Origin of the sequence: Streptomyces boluensis, assembly GCF_009908195.1 — a bacterium.
GTDB classification, from domain to species: domain Bacteria; phylum Actinomycetota; class Actinomycetes; order Streptomycetales; family Streptomycetaceae; genus Streptomyces; species Streptomyces boluensis.
Genome location: NZ_JAAAHS010000003.1, coordinates 39,559 through 60,551, shown reverse-complemented (window position 1 = coordinate 60,551; position 20,993 = coordinate 39,559). Strand labels below are relative to the sequence as shown.

20 protein-coding genes are annotated in these 20,993 nt (G+C 71.3%); 8 read left to right on the top strand and 12 right to left on the bottom strand.

Annotated features, from left to right (window positions below):
- Window positions 1-22: 22 nt before the first annotated feature.
- Genes GUY60_RS01030 through GUY60_RS00995 form a run of 8 tightly spaced genes read right to left on the bottom strand, consistent with a single transcriptional unit; the run spans window position 23 to window position 7,926 of the window.
- The gene (locus GUY60_RS01030) at window positions 23-1,210 is read right to left on the bottom strand and encodes an acyl-CoA dehydrogenase family protein (protein WP_161692915.1); all 1,188 of its coding nucleotides are present in this window, start codon (window positions 1,208-1,210) and stop codon (window positions 23-25) included.
- On the bottom strand, window positions 1,207-2,310 hold the full coding sequence (locus GUY60_RS01025) for an acyl-CoA dehydrogenase family protein (protein ID WP_161692914.1): 1,104 nt from the start codon (window positions 2,308-2,310) through the stop codon (window positions 1,207-1,209). Before GUY60_RS01025 ends, GUY60_RS01030 begins: the two co-directional genes overlap by 4 nt.
- Window positions 2,307-2,723 (bottom strand): Zn-ribbon domain-containing OB-fold protein, encoded by a 417-nt coding sequence (locus GUY60_RS01020; protein WP_161692913.1) that lies wholly within the window; start codon window positions 2,721-2,723, stop codon window positions 2,307-2,309. Before GUY60_RS01020 ends, GUY60_RS01025 begins: the two co-directional genes overlap by 4 nt.
- Complete coding sequence (locus tag GUY60_RS01015) at window positions 2,720-3,883, bottom strand: thiolase C-terminal domain-containing protein (protein ID WP_161692912.1); 1,164 nt, start codon at window positions 3,881-3,883, stop codon at window positions 2,720-2,722. Before GUY60_RS01015 ends, GUY60_RS01020 begins: the two co-directional genes overlap by 4 nt.
- A complete protein-coding gene (locus tag GUY60_RS01010) occupies window positions 3,880-4,308 on the bottom strand; it encodes a hotdog family protein (RefSeq protein WP_161692911.1) in 429 nt (142 codons plus the stop codon). Before GUY60_RS01010 ends, GUY60_RS01015 begins: the two co-directional genes overlap by 4 nt.
- Window positions 4,309-4,349: 41 nt before the next feature.
- Window positions 4,350-4,799 (bottom strand): FAS1-like dehydratase domain-containing protein, encoded by a 450-nt coding sequence (locus GUY60_RS01005; RefSeq protein ID WP_161692910.1) that lies wholly within the window; start codon window positions 4,797-4,799, stop codon window positions 4,350-4,352.
- A gap of 40 nt (window positions 4,800-4,839) precedes the next feature.
- Window positions 4,840-6,363 carry an acyl-CoA mutase large subunit family protein gene (locus GUY60_RS01000; RefSeq protein ID WP_187369900.1) on the bottom strand — a complete coding sequence of 508 codons (1,524 nt, stop codon included), beginning with the start codon at window positions 6,361-6,363 and terminating at the stop codon, window positions 4,840-4,842.
- A 3-nt stretch (window positions 6,364-6,366) separates the two neighbouring features.
- Entirely contained in the window at window positions 6,367-7,926 is a 1,560-nt protein-coding gene (locus GUY60_RS00995; RefSeq protein WP_161692909.1) for a class I adenylate-forming enzyme family protein, read from the bottom strand.
- A 305-nt stretch (window positions 7,927-8,231) separates the two neighbouring features.
- Here GUY60_RS00995 and GUY60_RS00990 point away from each other — a divergent pair, with 305 nt between their 5' ends.
- Together GUY60_RS00990 and GUY60_RS00985 are read left to right on the top strand one after the other, a co-directional pair.
- Window positions 8,232-9,581, top strand: coding sequence for an MFS transporter (locus GUY60_RS00990; protein WP_161692908.1), 1,350 nt, complete (start codon window positions 8,232-8,234; stop codon window positions 9,579-9,581).
- Between the two features lie 85 nt (window positions 9,582-9,666).
- Window positions 9,667-10,593, top strand: coding sequence for an alpha/beta fold hydrolase (locus GUY60_RS00985; RefSeq protein WP_161692907.1), 927 nt, complete (start codon window positions 9,667-9,669; stop codon window positions 10,591-10,593).
- A 125-nt stretch (window positions 10,594-10,718) separates the two neighbouring features.
- Here GUY60_RS00985 and mftG read toward each other — a convergent pair whose 3' ends face one another.
- Both mftG and mftF read right to left on the bottom strand, forming a co-directional pair.
- On the bottom strand, window positions 10,719-12,245 hold the full coding sequence (gene mftG, locus GUY60_RS00980) for a mycofactocin dehydrogenase MftG (RefSeq protein WP_312866143.1): 1,527 nt from the start codon (window positions 12,243-12,245) through the stop codon (window positions 10,719-10,721).
- Between the two features lie 103 nt (window positions 12,246-12,348).
- Complete coding sequence (gene mftF / locus GUY60_RS00975) at window positions 12,349-13,806, bottom strand: mycofactocin biosynthesis glycosyltransferase MftF (RefSeq protein WP_223178641.1); 1,458 nt, start codon at window positions 13,804-13,806, stop codon at window positions 12,349-12,351.
- A gap of 239 nt (window positions 13,807-14,045) precedes the next feature.
- Between mftF and mftA the strand changes: the two genes are divergently transcribed.
- The 5 genes from mftA (at window position 14,046) to mftE (ending at window position 17,814) form a co-directional block, all read left to right on the top strand.
- Window positions 14,046-14,210: a mycofactocin precursor MftA gene (gene mftA / locus GUY60_RS00970; protein ID WP_161692905.1), complete on the top strand. Its 165-nt coding sequence runs from the start codon at window positions 14,046-14,048 to the stop codon at window positions 14,208-14,210.
- Between the two features lie 11 nt (window positions 14,211-14,221).
- The gene (gene mftB, locus GUY60_RS00965) at window positions 14,222-14,602 is read left to right on the top strand and encodes a mycofactocin biosynthesis chaperone MftB (protein ID WP_161692904.1); all 381 of its coding nucleotides are present in this window, start codon (window positions 14,222-14,224) and stop codon (window positions 14,600-14,602) included.
- On the top strand, window positions 14,599-15,819 hold the full coding sequence (mftC, locus tag GUY60_RS00960; RefSeq protein ID WP_161692903.1) for a mycofactocin radical SAM maturase: 1,221 nt from the start codon (window positions 14,599-14,601) through the stop codon (window positions 15,817-15,819). The genes mftB and mftC overlap by 4 nt, the downstream gene beginning before the upstream one ends.
- A gap of 67 nt (window positions 15,820-15,886) precedes the next feature.
- Window positions 15,887-17,080: a pre-mycofactocin synthase MftD gene (mftD, locus tag GUY60_RS00955; RefSeq protein ID WP_161692902.1), complete on the top strand. Its 1,194-nt coding sequence runs from the start codon at window positions 15,887-15,889 to the stop codon at window positions 17,078-17,080.
- Window positions 17,080-17,814 carry a mycofactocin biosynthesis peptidyl-dipeptidase MftE gene (gene mftE, locus GUY60_RS00950; protein WP_161692901.1) on the top strand — a complete coding sequence of 245 codons (735 nt, stop codon included), beginning with the start codon at window positions 17,080-17,082 and terminating at the stop codon, window positions 17,812-17,814. Before mftD ends, mftE begins: the two co-directional genes overlap by 1 nt.
- Before the next feature lie 21 nt (window positions 17,815-17,835).
- Here the strand turns inward: mftE and GUY60_RS00945 are convergent, their stop codons facing one another.
- Window positions 17,836-19,014, bottom strand: coding sequence for an NAD(P)/FAD-dependent oxidoreductase (locus GUY60_RS00945; protein ID WP_161692900.1), 1,179 nt, complete (start codon window positions 19,012-19,014; stop codon window positions 17,836-17,838).
- A 4-nt stretch (window positions 19,015-19,018) separates the two neighbouring features.
- Window positions 19,019-19,222 carry a ferredoxin gene (locus GUY60_RS00940; RefSeq protein ID WP_161692899.1) on the bottom strand — a complete coding sequence of 68 codons (204 nt, stop codon included), beginning with the start codon at window positions 19,220-19,222 and terminating at the stop codon, window positions 19,019-19,021.
- Between the two features lie 403 nt (window positions 19,223-19,625).
- On the opposite strand from GUY60_RS00940, the gene GUY60_RS00935 reads away from it, so the two are divergent.
- A complete protein-coding gene (locus GUY60_RS00935) occupies window positions 19,626-20,963 on the top strand; it encodes an MFS transporter (RefSeq protein ID WP_312866142.1) in 1,338 nt (445 codons plus the stop codon).
- The last annotated feature ends 30 nt before the right edge of the window (window positions 20,964-20,993 follow it).

Here is a 20,993-nt window from a genome sequence, read left to right as displayed (position 1 = left end):
CTCACAAGGGTGGTCGGCGGGGTCAGCGGCTCTTGCGGGGCATGCCGAGCCCGCGCTGCGCGATCATGTCGCGCTGGATCTCGTTGGTGCCGGCGCCGAAGGTGTGCACGATGGCGTCCGCCCACAGCTGGGGCACCATGCCCTCCAGCGGGGCGTCGACAGCGCCGGGCATCAGCTGCCCGTAGGGGCCGAGCAGGGTGCCCGCCAGGTCGACCAGGCGCTGCTTGTACTCGGTGATGGCGGTCTTGACCTGCGCCGCGGCGAAACCGGGCAGGTCGTCGTCGACGACGGCGCGGGTGAGCGCGCCCTCGACCATGGCCTGGATGGCGGCGAACTCCACCTGGGATCCGGCCAGTTCCTGACGGATGGCGGGTGAGTCGAACGGGACGCGGCCGTCCGGGCGGGGGCGCCGGGCCAGTTTGACGACCTCCTCCAGGCAACGGCGGATGTGCCCGATGGGGAAGACCCCGATGCGCTCCAGGCCGAGCGCGCCGCTCAGGTACGTCCAGCCCTTGCCCTCCTCGCCGATCCGGTGGGCGACGGGCACGCGCACCTCGTCGTAGTAGGTGATGTTGGTGCGGCCGTCCATGGTGGGCAGCGGCTCGATCACCACGTCCGCCAGGTCGACGATGAGGAGCGTGATGCCCTCGTGCTTCTTCCCCGAGGCGTCGGTGCGCACGGCCAGGTAGACGTAGTCGCAGCGATGCGCGCGGCTGGTGAACAGCTTCATGCCGTTGACGACGTAGTGGTCGCCCTCGCGGCGGGCGCGCATCTTGAGGGAGGCCAGGTCGGTGCCGGCCTCCGGCTCGCTGTAGCCGAGGCAGAAGTTGATCTCGCCGCGGGCGATGCGGGGCAGGAAGCGCTGCTTCAGTTCCTCGTCCGCGTGCTCGAGGAGGGCGGGCGCGACGATGGAGGTGGCGGCGCGCGGGTAGGGCGCCCCGATGTAGCTCATCTCCTCGGTGAGCAGATGCCGTTGCAGCGCGGTGCCGCCGCTCCCGCCGTACTCGGCAGGTATGGCGAGGCCGAGCCAGCCGCGCCTGCCCAACTCGCGCCAGAACTCCCGCTCCCACTCCTGCGGGATGTGGTCCTGGTGGTGGTGCTGCTCGACGAGGGCGGCCAGTTGACGTTCCTCGTTCCAGGTCTCGGTCAGGAAGGCGCGCACCTCGCGGCGCAGCTGCTCGTCCTGCTCGCTGTGGACGGCCAGGCTCATGCGGCCTTCTCCTCCGGGGTGTTCGGGTGGCGGTGGGCCAGGACGAGTTCGCGCAGTTCCTCGCCGTCCGCGCCCCACAGCAGGGCCGAGCGGATGCGCCGGGTGTACAGCTGCAGGTCGTGTTCCTGTACGTAGCCTGCGCCGCCGAGGACTTGGTGGGTGTTGCGGGTGACGGTGCGGGCGTGCAGCCGTACGGCCTCCAGTGCCTCGGCGGCACTCGCGTGCGCCTCGGCGCCGGCCGTGCCGTGCGCGTCCAGGGCCAGGGCAGTGGCGCGGCACAGGTCGGTGGTGGCCTGGAGGCCGATCGCGCAGTCGGCGAGCAGGTGCTGGACGGCCTGGAAGGTGCCGATGGGCCGGCCGAACTGGGCGCGCTCACCGGCGTGCGCCACGGCGAGGTCAAGGGCCCGTGAGGCAAGGCCGGTGATCCAGCACGCCTCGGCGAACCAGCGCAGGGTGCGCCAGGTGCGCGATGCGGCCGGGTCGGTGCCGATCGGCTCAGCGGGGGCGGCGGTGAGGGTGAGGGCGTACTGGTTGTCCTCGCCGAGGCTGGGCTGGTGGCGGATCTCCGCGTCGGCGGCGCGGACGGTGAGCCAGGTGCCGTCGGCGGCACAGAGCAGGAGGCCGGTGGCGGCGGCCGCGTCCCGCACCAGGGGGATGCGGCCGGTCACCGTCCCGGCGGCGGCGTCGTACACGGGCACGGGGCTGCCGTTCTCCTCCACGGCGGGGACCAGGATCTCGCCCGCGCACACCGCACGTGCAAGTTCCGTGGCGCGTGCGGAGTCGGGGAAGGCGTGGTCCAGAAAGAGGGCGGTGCCCACGGCGGCGGTGCGCACCGGCGCGGGTGCCGCGGCCCGCCCCAACTCGAAGAGGACGAGGTGCAGGTCGGCGGCGGTGCCGCCGACGCCGCCGCGCTCCTCACTCACCGCCAGGGAGGTCCAGGACCCCTCGGTCAACTGGCTCCACAGGGCCGGGTCGTGACGGGTGTCGGTGCTCTCGGCTGTGCGCACCTCCTTGGGTGTGGAACAGGAGTCGAGCATGTCGCGCAGGGCGCGGCGGATGTCACCGTCGTCGTGCGCGAAAGCGGGGATGCGGACGGTCATGCGTGTGTGGTCCTTTCTGCGGGGGCCCAGGCCAGGAGCGTCGTTCCCGCGTCGTCGGCCTGCTGGTGGACAGCGGTGACAGGCAGGCCGATGCGCAGCTCGCCGCTGTCCGCGGTGAAGGCGCCGAGCAGGCGCACGCCCGCATCGGTCTCCACCAACACCACGGCGTAGGGCGGTTCGAAGCCGGGCAGGGTGCGGTGGCCGACGAGCGTCCAGGAGTAGACGGTGCCGCGGCCGGCGACCTCGCTCCATTCGGCCTGGTCGGCGTGGCAGACGGGGCACACCGGGCGGGGCGGCCAGGAGTGCCGCCCGCAGCCGGTGCAGCGCGGCACGAGGAGGCGGCCCTCGCGCAGCCCGGCCCAGTGCGGGGCGAACTCGGGATCGGCGTTGTCGGGCAGCGGTCGGGTGCTCATCGGGCGGTACCCCTTTCGTTGGCCAGGACGGCGAAGGAGCCGTCGCCCAAGTCACCCCAGCCGGTGACGGCGACATGCCGGGCGCCCTCGACCTGCCGCGCGCCCAGGCCCGTACCGCCGAGGCCGCCGCGCAGTTGGCGCACGGCCTCCACGACGTGGTTCAGGCCGGACAGATGGCCCTCGGAGAGCAGCCCGCCGTGTGTGTTCACCGGCAGCGACCCGCCGAGCCGGATGGCGCCGGACGCGGCGAACTTCCCGCCGCCGCCCTCGGGGGCGAAGCCGGCGGCCTCCAGTTGGTGGATGACTTCGAAGGTGAAGCAGTCGTAGACCATGGCGGCGTCCATGTCCGCGGGCGCCAGGCCGGTGCGCTCCCAGACGGCGGCCGCGGCCGGGGCGAGGCCGATGGCCAGCAGGTCCGGACGGTTGGTCAGGTCGTCGGGGGTGCGCGGGCGGCCCTCGGCGACGCCCAGGACGCGCACCGGCGGCGGCCCGTCCGCCGCTGCCCGAGCGGAGACGATGACCGCGCAGGCGCCGTCCGTCTCCAGGCAGCAGTCGAAGAGGTGGTACGGGTCGGCGATCATCCGTCCGGCCAGGTACTGCTCCATGGTCAGCTCGCGGCCGTGCGTCATCGCGCGCGGGTTGAGCTGCGCGTGCGCACGGGCCGCGAGGGCCACCGCGCCGAGCTGCTCGCGGGTCAGTTCGTGCTCGTGCAGGTAGCGGCGGCAGATCATGGCGTAGCGCTGAGCCGCGGTGTTCCAGCCGTAGGGGTGTTCCAGTTGGGTGCGGAAGTGCTGGGCCGGGAGCTGCGAGGGCCGCTCGTGGATGCGGCCCCCGGAGCAGCCGTTGCGGGCGCGCAGGATCAGGACGTGCCGGGCGGCCCCGGATTCGACGGCGAGCCGGGCGTGGCCAAGGGCGGCCACCGAGCCGGCGCCGCCCATCGCGACGGTCACGCTGTACCGCAGGGCGTGCAGCCCGAGGTTGGCGGCGACGTCCTCGGAGCTCAGCGAGTGCGGGAAGCCGACGACTCCGTCGATCTCGCGCGCGTCGATGCCCGCGTCGCGCGCGGCGGCCAGTGCGGCCCGCATGCCCAGGTGGGTGGTGGTGCGGCCGCTCCTCTTGGAGTAGTCCGTCTCCCCCACGCCACTGATGACGGCGCTCACTGCTGCTCCCCGGCGGGCAGGACGACGGTGGCGCCGCCCTTCGCGGTGACTCCGTCCGGACCGGCGACCTGCAGCGCCAACTCGGCCTCGGTGCACCCGTCCGGCAGCATGCGCACGGCGGTGACCTCGCCGGAGACGGTGAGTTCCTCATCGACGTACGCGGTGCCGGTGTTCCGGAAGTGCACCCGGCGTACCCGGCCGTGCTCGCCCGCCCAAGAGGCGGCGAGGTCGGCGAGCCAGGCGCCCTGCAGCGAGCCCTGCACGACGAGGTCCCGGTGGCCCTCGGCTCGGGCCTGCTCGCGGTGGATGTGGATGCGGTGTGCGTTCCAGGCCGCGGCGCTGTAGATGAACAGCTGGGTGGCATCGGGCTGCCGGGCGACAGCGGGGAGCTGCGTGCCGACGGATATCGGGGACGTGGTGGTCATGGGGTGGGGCCTCACTTCATGCTGGGTCACTTCAAGCTGTGTCACTTCAAGATTTGGGTGGACGTCTCACGGATCACCGGGTCGCCGGCCGCGTCCACGTACTCGGTGCGCCAGGTGGCCAGGACGAACGGGCCGCGCCGCCCGTGCTTCTCCTCCAGCGACTCAAGGCGGCGTCGGCCACGCACCTGGTCACCCACGACCAGCGGGCGCACCAGCTCGACGTCGATCCCGCCGAACATCACCCGGCCCTCGCCGACGGGCGCGCGCCGGTCCTCCGTGAGCCCGTCGGCGCTCAGTTCCGCGACCGGCGCGATCGGGCGCACCAGCGCGGTGTACAGCAACGGCTGTGCGGTGTCGGGGTGTTCGGGGACCGCGTTGCCGAGCCCGGCCTCGTACTTGCGGATGTCCTTTTCGGTGACGGTGAAGGGCGGCATGTCGAACTCCCTTCCGACCCAGCCGCGCGCCTCGTCGGTCAACAGCGGTATGTCCACGGGGTTTTCCTCCTGTGTCCTTGCTCTGTCGGTGCGCGGCTCAGAAGTTCGACGACGGCTTCCAGGTGCCGAACTCCGTGCGCAGCACGTCGACGATCTCGCCGACGGTGGCGTAGGCGCGGACCGCCTCGATGGTGGCCGGCATGACGTTCTGGCCCGCTGCGGCGGCGTCGCGCAGGGCTCCAAGGCCCCGGCGCACGGCGGCGCCGTCGCGGCGCTCGCGCAGTTCACGCACCGAGCGGGCCTGGGCGGCCTCGGCCGCGGGGTCGATGCTGAAGACCTCCAGCGGCTCAGCCTCGCTGCGGAAGGTGTTGACGCCGACGACGGTGCGCTCGCCGCTGTCAATGGACTGCGCCAACTCATAGGCGGATTCGGAGAGTTCGGAGGCGAACCAGCCGGACTCGATGCAGCGCAGTGCGCCGCCGCGGTCCTCGATCCGGCGGCTCACCTCGTCGATTTCACGTTCCGCCTCGTCGGTGAGGGCCTCCACGGCGTAGGAGCCGCCGAAGGGGTCCAGAGTGGTGGTCAGGCCCGACTCGAAGGCGACGACCTGCTGGGTGCGCAGGGCGAGGGTGGCGGCTGCCTCGGTGGGGACGCCGAGCGCCTCGTCGTACGCGGAGACGTGCATGGTCTGTACCCCGGCCAGGGCGGCGGCGGTGGCCTCCAGGGAGGCGCGGACCACGTTGTTGAGCGGCTGTTGCGCGGTGAGCGAGGAGCCCGCGGTGAAGGCGAAGATCTTCAGCTGCTGGGAGCGGGCGTCCTCGGCGCCGTAGGTGTCGCGCATCAGCTTGGCCCACACCCGGCGCGCGGCGCGGAACTTGGCGACCTCGGGGAGGAAGTCCGTGGTGATGGCGAGGAAGGTCATCAGGGACGGGGCGATCTCATCGATGGTCACCCCTCGACCCAGGCACTCGTCCAGGTACGCACGGGCGTTGGCGAAGGTGTAGGCGATCTCCTGAGCGGCCGAGGCGCCGGATTCACGGATGTGGTAGCCGCTCATGGTCAGCGGCACCCAGCGCGGCACGTGACGGACGCAGTGCTCGATGACGTCGGCGGCGAGCCTGAGCGACGGCTCGGGCGGGAAGATCTGGGTGCCGCGGGCGATGAACTCCTTGAGGACGTCGTTCTGGATGGTCAGGCCGAAGGTGTCCGGGTCGACGCCCTGCTTCTCGGCCAGGACCAGGAACATCGCGGCCCAGACGTAGCCGATGGAGTTCGCGGTGGTGCGGACCTGGGTGACCTCACCGAGCGGGATGTCCCGCATGAGGATCTCGATGTCGGCGAGCGAGTCGATGGCCACGCCCACCCGGCCGACCTCGCCGGCCGCGCGCGGGTCGTCGGAGTCGATGCCCATCTGGGTCGGCAGGTCCATGGCGACGGAGAAACCGGTCACCCCGGCGTCCAGGAGCTTGCGGAAGCGGGCGTTGGACTCCTCGGGGGTGCCGAAACCGGCGTACTGGCCCATGATCCACGGCTGGGGATCGGAAGAGATACCGCGAGTGAAGGGGTACTGGCCCGCGCGTTCGGCACCGGCCGGTGCGTAGTCGGTACGCAGCTGCGGCACGACTCACACCCCGCTTCCGGGCCGGCCGGGACGCCCGGCCCGCTCAAGGCGTTCGCGCAGGACCCGCTTGGCGATCTTCCCGTTGGAGTTGACCGGGAACTCGTCGACGAGCAGCACCTGTTTGGGCTTCTTGTACGAGGCCAGGTGCGCGCGGCAGTGGTCCAGAACCGCCTGCTCGGTGAGGTCCGCCCCGGTCTGCCGCGTCGCCACGGCCACCACCCGCTGGCCCCAGTCGTCGTCGGAAAGGCCGAGCACCGCGACCTCGGCGACGCCGGGCACCTGGGCGACGACCTCCTCCACCTCACGCGGGTAGATGTTGTAGCCGCCCGAGATGATCATGTCGCCCTTGCGGTCGGCGAGCCAGAGGTAGCCGTCCTCGTCGAGGCGTCCGATGTCGCCGGTGTGCAGCCGGCCGTCGACCACCGACTTGGCCAGGTCGGCTCGGCCCGACGCGTTCCAGTAGGCGCTCATCACGTGGTCGCCGCGGGTGACCACCTCGCCGAGCTCGCCCGGCGCGACCGGCTGCCCGCTGTCGTCGACCACCGCGAGCTCGACGCCGAGCGCGGCACGACCCGCACTGCGCAGCAGCTCCGGGCTGCCGTCGAGGGCGCGCGCGTGGTCGGCCGCGTCAAGGAGCGTGACCGGCGGGATCGCCTCGACAAGGCCGTAGTACTGGACCAGATGGGGCGTCAACTTCTCGTAGGCCTGGCGCAGTTGCTCGGCGGGCATGGGGGCGCCCGCGTACCCGAGCATCTTCAGGCCGCTCAGCGCCTGCCGGTCGGCGCCCGGTGCGGCAAGGAGTCGGGCAACCATGGTGGGCACCATCGCGCTGTGCGTGCCGCCACGCTCGGCGACCGCCTCCAGGAAGTCCTGCGGGTCCCAGGAGGGCAGCACGATCTGGCGGGCTCCGGCGACCAGGAACGGCAGCAGGAACAGGCCGCTGGTGTGGGTGATCGGCCCGGCGTGCACATACGCGTCGACTGCGGCCGGCGGGCCGCCAAGGACGTCGTGCGTCATGTTCACCACGGACGCGAACCAGTTGCGGTGGGTGCGCTGCGCGCCCTTCGGGTGCCCGGTGGTGCCGCTGGAGTAGTGCAACCCGCAGAGCGAGTCCGGCACTACAGGAGGCAGCGGGGCGGATGAGGAACGGTCGATCAACTGCTCGTAGGGGGTGCCCGGACCGTCCCCGATCACCACGGTGTGCGGCAGGCCCGTGCGCAGGGACTCGGTCTGCTCCGTCCAGCGGGCGTCGTAGAGCAGCGCTCGGGCTCCGGAGTCCGCGGCTATGCGCTCCCAGTCGGCCACGTGCAGGCGATGGTTGAGCGCCACCCGGACCAGGCCGGCGGCGCGGATCGCCAGGTCCGTCTCCACGTACGTGTTGCTGTTGCCCTGCAGGTCGAGGACCCGGTCACCCGGTTCGAGACCCAGGGCGAGCAGCCCGTTCGCCAGCCTGAGCACCCGGTCACCGAGGTCGGCGAAGGTGAGCGTGCCCTGCGGTCCGTCGACAGCCGTCCGGTCCGCGAAGCGGCGGGCGGCTCGTGTCACCAGCGATCCAACATCCATGTGCGGTCATCCCTTGGTCACCTGCCACGGCGTGTGCGCCGACGTGGAACCCGCCATGCGAGGTCCGTGCACAGGGGTTTACAGACATTCTTCGTCCGAATAGCTTGAGCGCTCTCGGGACCAAGAGCAACCCCTCCTGGACGATTCACTCCACACAGCCTCCGCCGCCCATGGCACCCCATCGCGCACGGCCAGGCCGTTCGAACCAGTGCACCCGTCGACGGTGCGCGGCTGCCCCTCACCCCCTCCTCCTCGGGGACGGACGGCTGCCCCTTACCCCCCTTCTCGGGGCCGGAAGGACAGAGATGACGTCACACGAACTCACCACGCCCACCGCGCCACCCGCGGGCGAGCCCACGCATGCCGGCAAGCGCGCCTGGGGGATCACATTCACGATCGTCCTGCTCTACGTGGTCAACTACGCGGACAAGGCCGTACTCGGCATCGCCGCCCAGCCGCTGTCGGAGGAACTGGGCCTCACCCACTCCCAGATCGGCCTGATCGGCAGCGCCTTCTTCCTCACCTTCACCATCGGCGGCCTGCTCTCCGGGCCGCTGCACCGCCTGGTGTCCATGCGCTGGCTTCTTGTACTGCTCGCCGCGGCCTGGGCGGCCTGCATGCTGCCCACCGTGATCGCGGCGAGCTTCACCGTCCTGCTGGTCAGCCGGCTGCTCCTGGGACTCTTCGAAGGACCGACCCTCGCCCTGGTGCACACCGCCATCTACGCCTGGCACCCCAAGGAGAAGCGCGCACTGCCCAGCGCCTGCATCACCGGCAGCGCCGCCGTCGCCAAGATCCTCGCAGCCCCGGCGCTGGCGGCCATCGCCGCAACCTGGGGCTGGCGCACCGCCTTCCTCACCCTGGCCGGGGTCGGAGCCGCATGGGTCCTGCTGTGGCTGCCCGTCTGGCGGGAGGGGCCGTACGGCGCGGCCGCGACCTCCGGCAAGAGGCATGGCGACGCATCCCCCGAGGCCGAGGCGGCGGACGGCGGCACGGTCACCGCCGGGGAACCGGCGAAGGTGCCATGGCTCCGCATCTTCCGCACGCCCACCTTCCTGGCGAGCACGGCTGCCGTCTTCTCCGCGTACGGCCTCTCGGCCACCGTCCTCACCTGGCTGCCGTCCTACTTCGAACAGGGCCTCGGCTACAGCCAGTTGCAGGCGGGCAGCATGTTCGCCATCCCCAGCGTGGCCGGGCTCGTCTTCATCTTCGGCTCGACCTTCATCAGCGACCGCCTGATGTCCCGGGGCGCCAGCGGACGGGTGCTGCGCGGAGTCGTGCCCGGGGCAGCACTTCTCGTGACCTTCGTGAGCCTGGTCGTCCTGCCGCATCTCGGCACCCCGGCGCTCGCGGTGGCCACGGTGTCGCTCGGCTACGGCATCAGCACCATGACCTACCCGCTGTTCACCTCGGGAATCTCGCAGCTGTGCCCGCCGAGCCAACTCGCCGGAACCCTGGGCGTGTTCACCGCCATCATGTCGATCGGGGGCCTGATCTCCCCGTATCTCACCGGCGCCATCGTGGACGCGGCACAGACCACGGCCGACGGGTACGCCCTCTCCTTCCAGGTCTACGGGGCCGCCGCCGGCATCGCCGGTCTGCTCGCCCTGCTCGCCGTCAACCCCGAGCGGGACGCACGTCGCCTGCTGGGCTGACGGGCGAGCTCGGCACCACTCCGCCCACCAGACTGCGGAGTCGGCGCAAGGGCCTGCTCTCACCGATCGAGCCGAGAGGATCGCGATGACCGTCACCGACCCGCACCAGACCCAACAAGACAGCCGCGCAACGCCGTTCGCGCCTGCCTGGTTCACGTCGGCACTTGCCGCACCCGTCGACATCGCCACGGTCACTGTCGCCGGCGCGCACATCAGCTATCGGGCGTACGGCCCAAGCAGCCGACCGGGGGTCGTCCTCGTGCACGGCGGCGCCGCCCACGCGCGATGGTGGGACCACATCGCCCCGCTACTGGCGTCGGACCGGCGCATCGCCGCGATCGACCTGTCCGGGCATGGCGACAGCGACTGGCGAAGCGAGTACACCCTTGAGGTCTGGGCCGAGGAGGTGATGGCCGTCGCCGCCGATGCCGGGATCGACGGCCCTCCCGTCGTCGTGGGGCACAGCATGGGCGGCTTCGTGACCTGGACGGTGGCCGAACGGCACGGAGCGTCGCTGGCAGGCGCGATCACCATCGACTCCCCCGTCCACGACCTCACCCCCGAGCAGAAGGCCGCGCGGGAACGGAGGGCCTTCGGCCCTGCCAAGGTGTACCCCAGCAGGGAGGCGGCGATGGCGCGGTTCCGGCCGGTCCCGGCCCAGGACACGACCCTCCCCTACGTGCGCGAGCACCTCGCCGGAACGTCGATCCGACGGTCATCCACCGGCTGGAGCTGGAAGTTCGACCGGCGGATCTTCGCCAGCCCGCGGATGTCGAGGACCGTACTGAAACCGTTGGAGTGCCGAACAGCCCTGGTCCGCAGCGGGGACGGGTTGGTCCCCGCGTCGATGGGCGACATGATCCACAGCAGGCTGGGGTGTGCCACTCCCCTGATCGAGATCCCCGATGCGGGCCATCACGTCATGCTCGACCGGCCTTTGTGTCTGGTGACTGCCCTACGGGCCGTTCTCGCGGAGTGGGGCGACCGGGCCGATGGGCCAACCCGGACGTGATGGTTGCGCTGGTCCGCCGGGACGGGGATCACTGTCCGGATGTCGCGCTGTGTTCTGATCTCGGCAGACCCACAAGCCGATGGTCTTCAACTGCCCCAGGAGCCCGGGCTCTTGTCGGACGGCCGTCAGGTCAGTTCATGGCGCATGGCCTGGGCCACGAACTCTCCGATGAGCACGGCCGTCGCCGCCGGGCCGCGCAGCGGGGCCGTGGGCAGCACCGAGGTGTCCGCGACTCGGAGCGCGTGCACACCATGAACCCTCCCGTACTGGTCGACTGCCGTCTCCTTGGGTTCCCGACCCATGGGTGCGCTGCCGCACGTGTGGTGGGCGGTGCCGATGTTGTGACCGATCCACTCGTCCAGCGCTCGGTCGTTGTCCAGCACGTCCGGCCCGGGTTGGAGCAGCCCTCGGGAGATGTCCGCGAAGGGCGGCGTGACGGTCAACTCCGCGGTGGCGCGTACGACTTCGCGCAGACGTCGGCGGTCCTGGGGTTCGGCGAGGTAGCCGTACTGGATGCGTGGCGGTGACGCGGGATCGGCGGACTGGAGGGACAGCCGGCCGGACGGGACAGGTGACTGGACCGAGGCCAGGAAGGCCAGGGGCTCGCCGGGCACCGTCACGGCACCGCCGACGAGTCCGGCCATCGGCACCAGGGACTGCAGGATCTCCAGGTCGCCGGGGTGCGTCAGGTCCGACGAGGACATGTGCAGGCAGCCGCCGAGCCAGGACTCGACGGGTTCACCCAAGTCCTGTAACGGGGCCCATTCGAGGACGAGTTGGGGATGGTCACTGAAGCGGGCGCCCACGGCGGGAGCGTCCGTCACGACGGGGACTCCGAGCCGCTTCAAGTCCGCTCGCGGTCCGATGCCGGACAGCTGCAGCAGCTGCGGGGTCACGAAGGCACCGGCACAGAGGACGACCTCCCCGGCGGGCAGGACGTGCTGTCGTCCCTGACGTCGTACGACGACCCCGACGGCGCGCCCCTTGCGGATGACCACGCGGAGGACGCGGCAGTCGCCGACCACCGTGAGGTTGGGGCGGTGCAGAGCCGTCGACACATGGCTGAGGCCGGTGTTGAGCCGGATGCCGTCGACGACGTTGCACGGCACCGGGCCGAAGCCCGGCGGGGCCTGGTCGTTCTTGTCGGGTTCGAGGGGATGCCCGAGTTGCTTCGCCGCGGCACGGAAGGCCGCAGCGGCGGGATGGGCGAGCGATCCCCGGCGTACCTGCACCGGGCCGCTGCCGCCGTGCAGATCGGTCGCACCGTGGTCGAGGTCGGTCTCAAGACTGCGGAGGAGGGGTAGTACGCGGTCGTACGCCCAGGCCGGGTTGCCGGCCGCCGACCAGCGGTCGAAGTCCGCGCGCCGGGCGCGGACGAAGTAGCCGCCGTTGACGGTGGTCGAGCCGCCGAGGTATCTCCCGCGAACCACCGTGTAGGGCCGCTCGGGCGTCAGGTGCGCGGCGTAGCTCTGGACTGCGGGATGGCCGGGCCGCGCGCCCGGGACAAGGCGTGCGTCGAGCAACTCGGCCGGGAACTCCGCCGGATGGCTCGGAACCGGACCGGCTTCGAGGAGCAGCACGGTGCGCCCGGCGTCCTCACTCAGACGCGCCGCCAGCGTGGACCCCGCGGCCCCGGCTCCCACCACGATCACATCCGCTCCGTCGGGTCCGGCGGGTCCGGCGGGTCCGAGGGGCGGCCTCACGCGCATGGCCTCGGCCTTCGCATTCGTACCGACGGCCTCATCGCCTCGGCCTTCACCCTCGTACCGACGGCGGGCGCGTGATGCCGTCGGCGGAGCGCCACCACAGGGCCGGCCGGAGCGGCTCGGTGGTGCGGTGCCGGACACAGCCCTGCCAGACGCCGAGGCTGTACGCGACGTCGTCGGCGAGGCGGATCGCCGTCCAGGGCACGACCGGAGTGGTGGGACGGACTCGCCGGTACTCGATGAGCGGAGCGGTCACGGTGGCGGCGGCGAGAGGCAGCCTCAAGCGTGGCACAGCCAACGCCAACGGGAGGGCCACAGGCCACCACGCCCTGCTCAGGGTGCGGCCCAGATGTTCGCCCGCGCGCAGGGTGCCGTCCGCGCTCAGCCGGACCGCTGTGCGCCATGGAGTGTCGGACCAGGACGACAGTTTCCGGGCCAACAGCGCGGTCGTCCCGGCGGTGACCAGGGCGCCGGCGACGGGCCTCCGAGCCAGGGCGAGCGCCCACGCGGCGGCGCTCCAACCGGCCATCGACGCGGCCGGCAGAACTCCCGGGTGCCTGGCCGCGAGCGGCGCGGCCGATGTGCCGTACTGGACGCGCTGGGCCAGCCACTGGCGGGGGCGGGTCCGATGCTGGTGCGCCACAGCCACCGAAGGGTCGTAGCGGATGTGGTGACCGGCTGCCCCAAGGCGCCACACCAGATCGACGTCCTCCCCGACCCGCATGCTTGCGTCGAACCCCCCGCCCACCGCGGAGCGGCGCACGATCAACGCGGCACTGGGCACGTAGGGCACCGTCGAGCCGGGGCGGACGATCGCTTCCCCGGGGCCCATGTCGAGGGCTGAACAGTCCGCCTCGTACGTCGCGAGGAGTCCTGCTCCTGGCGTGGCAGGCTGCCCCGTTCCGGGCCTGTGCGCCACGATGCGCGGTGCCACCGCGGCCACTGCGGGGTCTGCGAAGTGCGGCAGCAGGGGCTCGACCCAGCCGGGGCGGGGCAGGCAGTCGGAGTCCACGAAAGCGACCAACTCCGTTGTCGCGTGGGCGAGTCCCGTGTTCCGCGCTGCCGCGGGGCCGCCGTTGGCGGGGCGGCGCACGAGCCGTGCCCCGGCCTGCCGGGCGATGTCCGCCACCGCGCCGGGATCGGCGGAGCCGTCGTCCACGACGATCACCTCCGGCCCGCCCCTCAAGCCGGTCAGGCAGCGTGCGAGCTGGTCGGCCCGGTCCCGGACCGGCACCACGAACGTCACCGACGGGCGCGGCGCGTGAGGTGGCGGCACCGGATGCATCATCCCGGCCTCGACCAGGCGTCGGGCCAGGAGCCCGGCCGCTCCCCGGTCCCCGACGGGCTTGCCGTCGAGCCAGGAACCGATGACCGGCACGGCGTTCGCCGTCAGCCGCACCAGTCGGTACGGCGTGCCGCCGAGAAGGGTTCGCCCGTCCCGCAGGACAGCCAGGCCGGGGTCCGGGCGCAGCCGAAAGGCCGCGGGAAGCGGTGGAACGTCGATCACCAGGTGTCCTCAGGCTGCTTCGCAGGGGCCCGACCCGACGAAGGCCGGCACGGTCGGCCGGAAGGCATCGCCGAAGGCGCGCCCGAGGCCGTCCGTCCAGCATTCACGCGGTCGTCCCGGTCGGTCGATCCCCCAGGTGGGCAGCAACCGCGGCGGCCAGGCCGTCATCCGGGGGCGGCGTCCTTAACGTCGCCCCTCGACGCGACGAACGCCGTGTCCGCATGACAAGGGGACCTCCCATGAGCAACGAGCCGCAGCCGCAGCCGCCCAAACCGACTGAAACCACCTCGACCGCCTGCGCGGGCCCTTCGCCCGCTGAGGACGACCGACTGGACGACCGACTGATCGAAGAGGACCTGCTCGTCGAGGAAGTCTCCATCGACGGCATGTGCGGCGTGTACTGAAAGGGCCCGCCATGACCCTGCGCACCCCTGTGGACGCCCCTCCTTTGGACGCCCCTGCCGTCGCCGCCGCCCGGCAGTTCGACCTGGACGCGGCCTGGACCTTACATTCCCAGGTCGCCGTTCGCCCCGAGCCCTTCGGCGCTTTGCTGTACCACTTCGGCACCCGGCGGCTGTCGTTCCTCAAGGACCGCAGACTGCTCACCGTCGTACAGGCACTGGCCGATCACCCGAGCGCCTCGGAAGCGTGCCTGGTGGCGGGCGTCACGCCCGCCGAACTGGGGCGCTACGAAGGCGCGTTGGCGAACCTGGCGAAGTCTCAGATGATCACTGAACGGTCCGACTGCCCAGCTCGACGTGGTGACACTCAGCGAGAGGAAGAGGGACCGGAATGACGCTGCCCAACCAGGCATCAGCAGGACCGGGCCGCTTGGTGGACCAATTCCAGTACGGCCTCGACGCACCGATCTGCCTGACCTGGGAGCTGACCTACGCCTGCAACCTGGCCTGTGTGCACTGCCTGTCCAGCTCCGGGCGGCGCGACCCGCGCGAGTTGACCACCGCCGAGTGCAAGGCGGTCATCGACGAACTGGAGCGCATGCAGGTCTTCTACGTGAACATCGGGGGCGGTGAGCCCACCGTACGGCCGGACTTCTGGGAGCTCGTCGACTACGCCACGGCCCATCGTGTGGGCGTGAAGTTCTCGACGAACGGCGTCCGGATCACCCCGGACGTCGCGCGACGCCTCGCGGCCAGTGACTATGTGGACGTCCAGCTCTCCCTTGACGGAGCGACCGCCGAGGTGAACGACGCCGTGCGCGGCGGCGGTTCGTACGACACCGTGCTGCGGGCCATGGAGAACCTCGCCGCGGCAGGGTTCGCCGGGTTCAAGATCTCGGTGGTGGCCACGCGCCAGAACATCGGGCAGCTGGACGAGTTCAAGGCCCTCGCCGACCGGTACGGGGCGCAGTTGCGGCTCACCCGGCTGCGGCCATCGGGCCGCGGCGCCGACGTGTGGGACGAGCTGCATCCCACTGCGGAGCAGCAACGGCAGCTGTACGACTGGCTGGTGGCCAACGGCGAGCAGGTGCTCACCGGCGACTCGTTCTTCCATCTCTCCGCGTACGGCGAGGCGCTCCCGGGCTTGAATCTGTGCGGCGCCGGGCGCGTGGTGTGCCTGATCGACCCGGTGGGCGAGGTGTACGCCTGCCCGTTCGCCATCCACGACTCCTTCTTGGCGGGCAACGTCCGCGACGAGGGCGGCTTCGCCAAGGTGTGGCGCGAGTCGGCACTCTTCCAGGAGTTGCGGCAGCCGCAGACAGGCGGCGTGTGCACGCGGTGCTCGGCCTTCGACGCCTGCCGGGGCGGATGCATGGCCGCCAAGTTCTTCACCGGCCTGCCGTTGGACGGGCCCGATCCGGAATGCGTCCGGGGCAACGCGGAGGCGCTGCTCTCCGGTGACCGCTCCGGTGCCCCGCGCCCCGGCCAGGACCACTCGCACCGGGGGCCGGTGCGCGGTCAGCCCGTACTCCTCGGCATGCCCGCTCGCCGGGAGGTCCGACCCGATCGCAGGTGTGACGAGAGCCCACTGGCCGGACTCAACTTCTGGTGATCCGGGGCCAGTTGGCGTCACGTCACTGAGACCGAGTCCGAGAGAGCCCGAGAAAGAAGGGGGCTTCATGCCCAACGTATGGTTCGAAACCGTCGCCGAGGCTCAGCGGCGGGCCAAGCGGCGCCTGCCCTCCTCGGTCTACGGCGCCCTGCTCGCCGGATCCGAGCGGGGCACGACGTACCGGGACAACATGGCCGCCTTCGCAGAGGCCGGCTTCGCACCGCACGTGGCGGATCTGCCGGCCAAGCGGGACCAGTCCACGACCGTCCTGGGGCAGTCGGTCTCCCTGCCGGTGGTCATCTCCCCGACGGGAGTGCAGGCCGTGCACCCCGAAGGGGAGGTGGCCGTGGCTCGCGCCGCGGCGAACCGGGGTACGGCGATGGGGCTGAGTTCCTTCGCCAGCAGGCCTGTCGAGGAGGTCGTCGCGGCCAATCCGCAGACGTTCTTCCAGATGTACTGGATGGGCAGCAAGGACTCCATGCTCGCTCAGATGCAGCGGGCCCGAGCGGCCGGTGCCAAAGGTCTGATCGTGACCCTGGACTGGTCGTTCTCGCACGGCCGCGACTGGGGCAGCCCCCGCATACCGGAGCGCCTCGACCTGAAGGCTCTGGCGCGCTTCGCCCCGGAGGGGATCGCCCACCCGCGCTGGCTGCTCGCCTTCGCGCGGGCACGGCGGCTGCCCGACCTCACCACCCCCAACGTCACCGCCGCCGGCGAGCAGGCCCCGACCTTCTTCGGCGCCTACGGCGAGTGGATGCAGACGCCTCCTCCCACCTGGGACGACATCCGGTGGATGGGTGAGCAGTGGGGCGGGCCTTTCCTGGTCAAGGGCATCATCCGCGTCGATGACGCCAAGCGCGCCGTGGACGCGGGCGCCCACGCCGTCTCGGTCTCCAACCACGGCGGCAACAACCTCGACAGCACCCCTGCGACGATTCGCGCCCTGCCCGCCGTCGCCGAGGCCGTGGGGGACCAGATCGAGGTGCTCCTGGACGGTGGAATCCGGCGAGGCGGCGACGTGGTCAAGGCCCTGGCACTCGGCGCCCGCGCGGTGCTGATCGGGCGGGCCTGTCTGTGGGGCCTTGCCGCGGAAGGCCAGGCGGGTGTGGAGAACGTGCTCGACATCCTGCGCGGCGGAATCGACTCTGCCCTTCTGGGACTTGGCCGCTCCTCCGTCCACGACCTCACGCCCGACGACGTGGTGCTCCCCCAGGGCTTCACCCGCTCCCTCGGCGCACCGCGGCGGGCACGGACCCCCTGATGTCCGAGCTGGCGTCGCTGACCTGGACCGATGTCGCCGACTCCGTACGACGAGGGGCCGTGCTCGCCGTACCGGTCGGCGCCACCGAGCAGCATGGGCCGCACCTGCCGATGTCCACGGACACCGACATCGCCGTCGCCCTGGCGAGGCGGCTGGCCGAGCAGGTGCCCGGTGTCGTCGTGGCTCCGGCCGTCGCGTTCGGTTCCAGCGGGGAGCATCAGGGGTTCCCCGGCACGCTCTCCATCGGCCAGGAGGCCGTCGAGCTGGTCCTGGTCGAGCTGGTGCGGTCGGCGGCGGTGACGTTCTCCCAGGCCGTCCTGGTATCCGCGCACGGCGGAAACGCGCAGCCGGTCGTCCGGGCCGTGCGCCGGCTACGGGCCGAGGGGCACAACGTCCTTGCCTGGGGCCCGCGTTGGGGCGGTGACGCGCATGCGGGCCGGACCGAGACGTCCGTCATGCTGGCCCTTGTCCCCCAACTGGTGCGTCTGGAGGCGGCGCAGGCCGGAAACACCGCGCCCGTTCGCACACTCCTCACGCGGCTGCGGGAGAAGGGGCTGTCCGCCGTCACCCGGAACGGCGTGCTCGGCGATCCCGGCGGCGCGAACGCGGACGAGGGCCTCCTTCTGCTGCGGCGGGCCGCGGTGGAGCTGGCAGACGCCGTCGTACGACAGCGCCGGCACGAGGCGTACGCAGAGGGGCGACAGTTCGCCGCGGAGTCCATGGACCGCGCGTAGCGGGGTCGGGGCCTGGATGTGTCACCCGGTCCCGGTCACGTCCCCCCACGCGACCTGTTCCACGATGGCCTTCTGGTAACGCGCAAGGAGGCGCGGCGCGTTGACGCAGAGCGCGCCACGAATCACTCCGTCCCGGCCGAACAGGGCCACCATCGAGGTGTCGCCGGTCTGCTCCACGTGCATCGTGTCGGCCCCGCCCGCGACGCCGACGAACCGCACCTTCGCGTCGAACTGATCGGACCAGAAGTACGGAACGGCCGCGAAGGCATCAGTGTCGCCGAGCAGGCTGAGCGCCGCCCGGCCGCCCTGCTCCACCGCGTTGCGCCACTGCTCGACCCGCATGGTCTGGCCGAACAACGGGTGGTGCCAGCGGGCTACATCACCGGCGGCCACGACCCCGGGGGCGGAGGCGCGCAGGGTCGGGTCGCAGACCACGCCGTCGGCGACGTGGACACCGCTGCCGTCGAGCCAACCCGTGGCAGGGACTGCGCCGATACCGGCGACGACCACGTCCGCGGCGAGGACCGTCCCGTCCACCAGCTGGATCTTGGTGCCCCTTGAGGTCACTTCGACCTGCTCCAGGGCACTGCCGCAGCGGAGATCGACCCCGTTGGCCAGGTGGTGATCCCTGAACCAGGCACCGGCCTCGCCGCCGAGGACCCGGGTGAGCGGGACCGGCGCCGCCTCGACCACGGAGACGTCAAGGCCCATCTCCCTAGCCGTGGCGGCCACTTCGAGGCCGATGAACCCGGCGCCGATGACCACGAGATGCCGCCCCGGCACGAGTTGTTCGTGCAGCGCCGCGGTGTCCGCGACGGACCGGATCACATGGACCGGCCCGACCTCTTCCGGCCCGCCAAGCGAGCGCGCGGTTCCGCCGGTCGCGATGACGAGTCCGTCGTACGGCAGCTCGCGCCCGCCTTCGAGGACCACCTGGCGGGCACGTGTGTCGAGGCCCACCGCAGCCGTGCCGAGGCACAACTCGACCGCCTGTGTGCCGTACCAACCAGGTTCCTTCAGCAACAGTCTGTCCAGCTCGGGGCCCGCCCGCAGTGCTTCCTTCGACAGCGGCGGCCGGTCGTAGGGCAACTGCGGTTCGGCGCCGACGAGTTGGATCTCGCCCTGGTAGCCGTTTCTCCGTAACCCTTCGATGACATGGACCGCCGCCAGTGAGGCGCCCACTATCACCACACGGTTCATCGCGTCAGCCGTTCCGCACGAGAATCACACTGGCCGGGCACGAGCGTGCAGCACGCTCGGCCTCCTCGGCCCGATCGGCCGAGGGACGCTCTTCGAGCAGGATCGCCTTACCGGTCTCGTCGTCGATGTCGAAGAGTTCCGGCGCCTCCATCATGCAGCAGGCGTAGCCCTTGCAGCCTTCGAGGTCGACGGTGATCTGCAGCGCCATGGCTTCTCCCTGCGGGTGCGATCCGTACGGATGACACGCCACTCTCGCCGCGCCGGGTCGGCGACGCCGGCCCACGGAACGGAAACATGCCCAGTTGGGGGGCATGGGCTGCCCCCGAGCCCCTGGCGCCCCCTTCCTGACACCCGAGCGGCGCCTCGCCCCAGGGGCGCCCACGGGCATCCCCCAACCGGGCGCGAACAGGCCGACCGCACCAGAGTGTGTCCTGAACTCGCCGTACGTTCGCCCGACTTCGGCCGGTTGCACTGACCGTGAAGGCGGCGAACGACCATGGGAGACAGACGTGACTGAACTGAACCAGCCAGCTGTCATATCGAGAGCGGAATCCACGAGAGCCGAGCCTCGACGTGGCGCACTGATCGGCGTCGCGGTGCTCCTGGCCACCGTGACGAATGCGGTCGCTTTCATGCTGCCGCCGCTACTGCCGCTGATGCAGACACAGTTCGGCGTCGGAGTGGCGGCCTCGGCCTGGGTCTTCACGGTCCTGACGCTGGGTGGCGGGGCCGGCTTCGTCCTTATTCCGCGTCTCGCGGACATGCTCAGCGATCGCGCCACCTCGCTGTTGTCCGGCGGGTTTCTGACGGTCGGCGCGCTCGTGCCCGCCATCGGCCACTCCTACGCGGCACTCCTGATCGGCTCTGCGCTGCTCGGGTTCGGCGGTGCCGCGCAACTGCTGCCGCTGAGCTTCCTGCGCAGGCACCTGACCGGCAGTGTGGTGGGCACCGCGGTCAGCGCGCTGATCATGGCTGCGGGGGCCGGGACCGTCCTGGGGATGGTCGGAGGCGGAGTGGTGGTCAAGACCCTCTCGCTCGCGAGCTTCTTCTACATCCTGGCCGCGGTCTTCGCGGTGACGACGGTGGCTCTGATCGTCATCATCCCTTCCTCCCGGCCAGAGTCGTCGGGGAGGATCGGCATTCCGGGAACCGTGGGACTGATCGCCTGGGTCACGGCCGGACTGCTCGCCTTGACCCAGGGCCTCAGCTGGGGCGTCGCAGGGATCGTGCTGCTCGCGGCGAGCGTCGTCGGGGCCGTCCTGTGGGGACTGATGGAGCGTCGGTCCTCCGCGGCGGTCTTCGACGTGAAGGTGCTGAAGAAGCCCCTCGTCTCAGCTGCGTGCTTCGCCGCCGGCATGGTCGGCGCCATCAATGCCGCGTACCTGATCCTGGTGACCTACTACGCCCAGACTCCCCCTGAGGTCGGCTACGGCCTCGGCATCGACGCTCTGGGCACCGGCGTGCTCACGCTGCCGTTCGCGCTGATGATGCTCATCGGCGGCAAGGCCTCCGAAGCGGCCGTTCAGCGACGGCCGGCCGCGGTCCTCGTGCTCGGGGGCGTCGTCTGCGCCCTCGGGCTGGGCTGGCTCGCGTACGCCCACCAGCAGCAGTGGCAGTACCTCGTGGGCTCCGCCTTCATCGGCCTGGGCAGCGGCCTTGGTTACAACGGCGCGTTCGTGGTGCCGCAGCTGGCCGTTCCGGAGGACAGGGCCGGGATGGCCGCAGGCATGGCGGGCACCATGATGGCCATCGGCTTCTCCGTCGGATCGGCCGTGGTCACCGCGATCCTCACCGGTGGCTCGGCCCACGGAACCGGCGTGCCGCAAGAGCACCTCTACACGATGGGGTACGTGGTCAGCGCCGGGTTCTCGTTGCTGATCCTGGTGGTCACGCTCGTCTCCCGGCTGCGCCACCGCGGCGCTGTCGCGGTTGGCCCTGCGGAGTCCTGAGGGGCCGGCCTGCTCTGCGAGGCTGAGGTT